Source organism: Bacillus nitratireducens (assembly GCF_036320425.1).
GTDB classification, from domain to species: domain Bacteria; phylum Bacillota; class Bacilli; order Bacillales; family Bacillaceae_G; genus Bacillus_A; species Bacillus_A nitratireducens.
Window position 1 is genome coordinate 1 of the sequence record NZ_JAUMJO010000029.1, and the last position, 4,669, is coordinate 4,669.

The 4,669-nt window shown below is 34.3% G+C and carries 3 protein-coding genes and 1 rRNA gene; 2 read left to right on the forward strand and 2 right to left on the reverse strand.

Translation table 11 applies throughout. The annotated features are described in order from the left end of the window. Positions 1–3 precede the first annotated feature (3 nt). Positions 4–119 (forward strand): 5S ribosomal RNA (gene rrf, locus Q3V31_RS30490). A gap of 151 nt (positions 120–270) precedes the next feature. Here rrf and Q3V31_RS30495 read toward each other — a convergent pair. Together Q3V31_RS30495 and pdxR are read right to left on the reverse strand one after the other, a co-directional pair. Further along, positions 271–729: an ASCH domain-containing protein gene (locus Q3V31_RS30495; protein WP_001068551.1), complete on the reverse strand. Its 459-nt coding sequence runs from the start codon at positions 727–729 to the stop codon at positions 271–273. A 104-nt stretch (positions 730–833) separates the two neighbouring features. Further along, entirely contained in the window at positions 834–2,246 is a 1,413-nt protein-coding gene (gene pdxR, locus Q3V31_RS30500; protein ID WP_090814629.1) for a MocR-like pyridoxine biosynthesis transcription factor PdxR, read from the reverse strand. Between the two features lie 117 nt (positions 2,247–2,363). Here pdxR and Q3V31_RS30505 point away from each other — a divergent pair, with 117 nt between their 5' ends. Then, on the forward strand, positions 2,364–3,323 hold the full coding sequence (locus tag Q3V31_RS30505) for a proline dehydrogenase family protein (protein WP_090814630.1): 960 nt from the start codon (positions 2,364–2,366) through the stop codon (positions 3,321–3,323). Positions 3,324–4,669 lie beyond the last annotated feature (1,346 nt).

Consider the following 4,669-nt stretch of genomic DNA (forward strand, 5'->3'; position numbering starts at 1 on the left):
TAGTTTGGTGATGATGGCAGAGAGGTCACACCCGTTCCCATACCGAACACGGAAGTTAAGCTCTCTAGCGCCGATGGTAGTTGGGACCTTGTCCCTGTGAGAGTAGGACGTCGCCAAGCAAGCTTAAGACGAGTCAGAATGACTCGTCTTTTTTGTGTTTAATGAAATAAGCTTGTTATGAATGGCTCAAGAAATCCATTCATAACAAGCTTATTTGTTTAAAGATAAATGTATTTATATAGCATGGACTTCCGGTAAAATCGTTATTTATCATAGCTTCACTTTATTTTTTACATCGATAAGCTTAAAACGTTCGCAAACGAGCAGCATATCTTCAGAAAAACTAAGACTAAGCTCATTTAGTTCCTTTGTAAAAAACTGAATATGGGTATCTCTCCAGTAACTATAAGTACGATCGCCTTCGCCTTCAGCGATAGCGAATTCTTCTGTTACTTCATTCATTGGCATTATAGTTACTTCTATTGTCTTAATAATAGCTACAGGTTCATCCTGACTATTGAGTACAATACTATAATCGTTAGTTGTTGGTAGTGGTTCATTTTCTAATTCATAAAAAATATGGCCGGAGCATGTTGCTGTTTTTATTCCGTCAATTACTAACTGTGCGAGATAATTAGGAGAATCACCGAATTGCCACGCTGTAACAGATTCCGGTTTGTCACTGTTTCCCCAATAAGTATCCCAATATGATTGTGCTAATGGATTCATTTGTATCGTTACCTCACTCTAATTAATATTTTAGTCTCTTTATAATCCCTGGGAAATTTCCTTATTTGTTAGATTCTTTAATTTTGAGTTTTAAAGTCTATTTATTAACAAGAATATATACAAGGTATTGCCCTCTGTAGCCGGCTCACACCTTCTTTTATTTCTTCAGTTGTTAAATGTCCATACCCCATAATAATTCGATTATGATGTTTTCCTTTTTCAATGGCGTGGTCTTCCACAGGATATACTTTAACCCCAATTTGTTGGATTTTCTCAAGTAATTCTTTGTTGAATTGAACTTGATTGAATTCAACAATCAGGTGTAATCCTGTAGAATAACCGAAAATATTGATCTTATTTGAGAATGCTAATTTTAATTGCTGGATAAGGAAATCTCTTCGGTTTTTATAGATTTTTTTCATCTTCATAATATGCCGTTCCAAATAATCTTCGGCAATAAATTTAGCAAGGACAAGCTGATTTAAAGAAGATGTATGTAGATCTGAAAACCATTTTACCCTGCGACATTTTTCAATAAGGTGTGAGGGGAGAACTAAGTATCCCATCCTAAGGGCCGGTGATAAAATTTTACTAAATGAACCTATATATATAACACGCTCGGGATCCAATCCCTGTAATGAACTTACAGGTGAGCCTTCATATCGAAACTCACTGTCATAATCATCTTCAATGAGATAACAATTTGTTTTTCTTGAGTAGTTAATCAATTGAACCCGTCGTTGAATCGATAACGCTCCTCCTAAAGGAAACTGATGAGAAGGAGTAGTGAAGATGAATTTTGGGTTTTTATTTGCAGGCAACAAAGATGTATCCATCCCATTATGATCAACTGGTATAGGATAAAGGCAGGCTCCTGAATTTTTAAAAATTGTTTGAATGTCATTGGTGATGGGATCTTCTATTAGTACTTCGTCGCCTGTTGACAAAAGTAACTTAGAAACAAGTGTTAAAGCTTGAGTTGCACCGGAGGTAATTACTAATTGTTCTGGATGACAAAAAACTCCTCTTGTTTTTAGTAAATAGCGTGATAAAGCCTTTCTTAATTCGAGACGCCCTTCGGGAATATCGTATCCAAACGTAGAAGGAGGTGTTTCGTTCCATATAGTATGAGATAACTTTGCCCATCCCTTACGTGGAAATAAGTCTAATGCTGGTATCCCTGAACGAAAATTAATGATGTTACTGTCTTTGTTTGTTTCTTCGCGCCAAGATAAAGAATCGATTAGAGTTGATTTGTTACGTTGTTCTAAATAAGTCCCTTCGGCAATGAATGTCCCAGCTCCCTGTCGAGCGACCAAAAAACCTTCGGAAAATAATTGATCATAAGCTTCTAAAATTACATTCCTAGACACGCTTAACTCAGAAGATAATTCCCGTGTTGATGGTAGTTTTTCTCCAGATTGTAGCTCTCCGTTTAATATTCGTTCACGTATTTGGTGATAAACCTGTCGAATTAAACTTATATCTAACGATCGATCAATAGGTATCCAAAGCATGTAAATGCTCCTTTCATCAAAATTGGTACCATAAAAGTTTGGTTGAAATGGTACTAATATAAACCATTTTAGCATGCTATAGTTGGATCAAATAGTTCTAAAGGGGATGAGAATGTGATGACGAAACCAGAATTCCAAGTAGCTCAGGCATTTAAATCGATTGCACGAAATGAACATATAAAATCCTATGTACAACAATCCACTGAACTCTATGCGTTATTATTGCAAGCTGCGAAACGCTTTGTCACCGGAGAAACGAGATATGAGGGGATTGTGACAGCGAAAGAACTAATCACAAAAGGTTATCATACTTCACTAGAATACATAGGGGAAAACACTCTAGATATAGAGGAATGTTATAAAGCAAAAAATGAGTTTTGGAATCTTATTGGGGATATGGGTGCTCTATCTATGAAACAAACAGTATCACTCGATTTATCTCATATTGGATTATCTATAGATCCAGAAATATCTTATATTCATTTAATGGAGTTGGCAGAGAAAGCAAAAGTACATGGGACTACTCTTATGATAAGTATGGAAGAATCATCTAAAGCAGCAGACATTCTTTCCATCTATAAAAAAACAACTGAGCAATATCCTAATGTAGGGATAACGATTCAGGCGCATTTATATCGCTCAAACAATGATATTCAAGAACTCCTACATTATCCGGGGAAAATACGAGTTGTAAAAGGTGCTTATCAAGAAGTTTCGGATATTTCTATGCCTAGGTCAACGGACTTAAATCAACAGTATCTTCAGATCGTAGAACAACTAGTTGAAAATAACCATCCTGTATCTATAGCTACACATGATGAAATTCTTATTAAAGAAATGGAGCAACGTCAATATTTTAGTCAATCTAATGTAGAAATAGAAATGCTATATGGAATTCGTCCGGATATGTTAAGTGATTTGAAAAACAAAGGACATAATGCTAGGGTGTATTTGACTTATGGGGAAGAGTGGTACTTGTATTTATGTCATCGGATAGCTGAATATCCGGAAAATTTATATCATGCAGTGATAGATATGATACATTCATCTTCAGTACAGCAGAGTAGGGAATATTAAATAGACATTTAATCTTAAATGTAAAAATTATTTTGGCTATGGTTATTATGAGGGAGTTCAGTTATAGTGAGTAAGTTAAATAATTTTGGTTGTGGTCCCAAAAAAAGAGCCGGATTTTCCTTAGAGTAGAAATTCTGGCTCTTTTTATATTGAAATTTTTTTAGTTTATATTTGCGTAAAATGCGGATGGGACTCCTATAGGTGTTAAGAAGATTATGATTTATAATTGTACAGCCGTAGTATACCTTGTTGCAGAATTTGTTTTTATGGGTGTTTTATATGTATTGGTTTCTTATTGTTATGTATTCTTAGGTTTATAGCTAGAAATAAATGAATTTGTAATTCTATATGTATTTCAAAACGGAGGATATATATAGAAACAATAAAATTACATGCTTTGTTAGTAACTCGATTCGCTCTTCTAGCGGTAAAGCGTAAATATAGGTATAGGATAAACATCCTTAAATGTGATAAAAAGTGATAAAATACAAATGGAACAAACGTTCCATTTGGGCGTGTTAGGTACACTCAATCAATTGAGGTACGTATTTTTAATCCAGTATATGTGTTTAAAAAGAAATGCTATTAATTGGTTTGGGCCCTGGGTATAGTTTATTTGTATATCTTAAATGTTTGTTAAGAGGATATAAAAGTTATTACGACTAGGGGATGTGGAAATGGATGCTGCTAAAGGTGAAAGAGATATAAGTCTGCTATTTCAGTGGCACAGGGATAGTTAGTAAATGTATTAGTGTGTTTCTATATATTTACGAGTAAACGGGTAAGTAAGCATTACTTCATATAAGGGGAACTCTATAACTAGAGTAGTATATAAAAATTTCTGTATCGTTGTCTGTTATAAGAATACGTATATCTTCCGTCGTTTCTAATAGAGTGCCTGATAAACAAAGAGGTGTTAGGGAGCGTAATAACTTTTTAATTACGTATTAGTATTTATTAAAATAAGGTTGTTAGTTTCGCTGGGGAAAAACTTCCGTACCAATTAAGTCTAGGGTATAAGTAAACTTGAATATATTTTGGAAGAAGAAATTAAAGCGGAGTCGAAGAGGCTTTTCGGATAATGCAATATTTATAGGTTCTTCTCTAGATTAGAGAGTGTAAAAATATTAACTTGAATAACTTTATAAAAAGGTATTGACGATTAGAGTGTAGAGGTGTAATATAGAACAAGTCGCCGATGCAATAACGCAGAACACGACAAACAAAATAAAAAACTTAGTTGACATTAACTAACGAAGATGTTAACATAAGGAAGTCGCAAATGAGCGGCAAAGAAGTTCTTTGAAAACTGAACGAAACAAACAACGTGAACGTCAATTTTTATT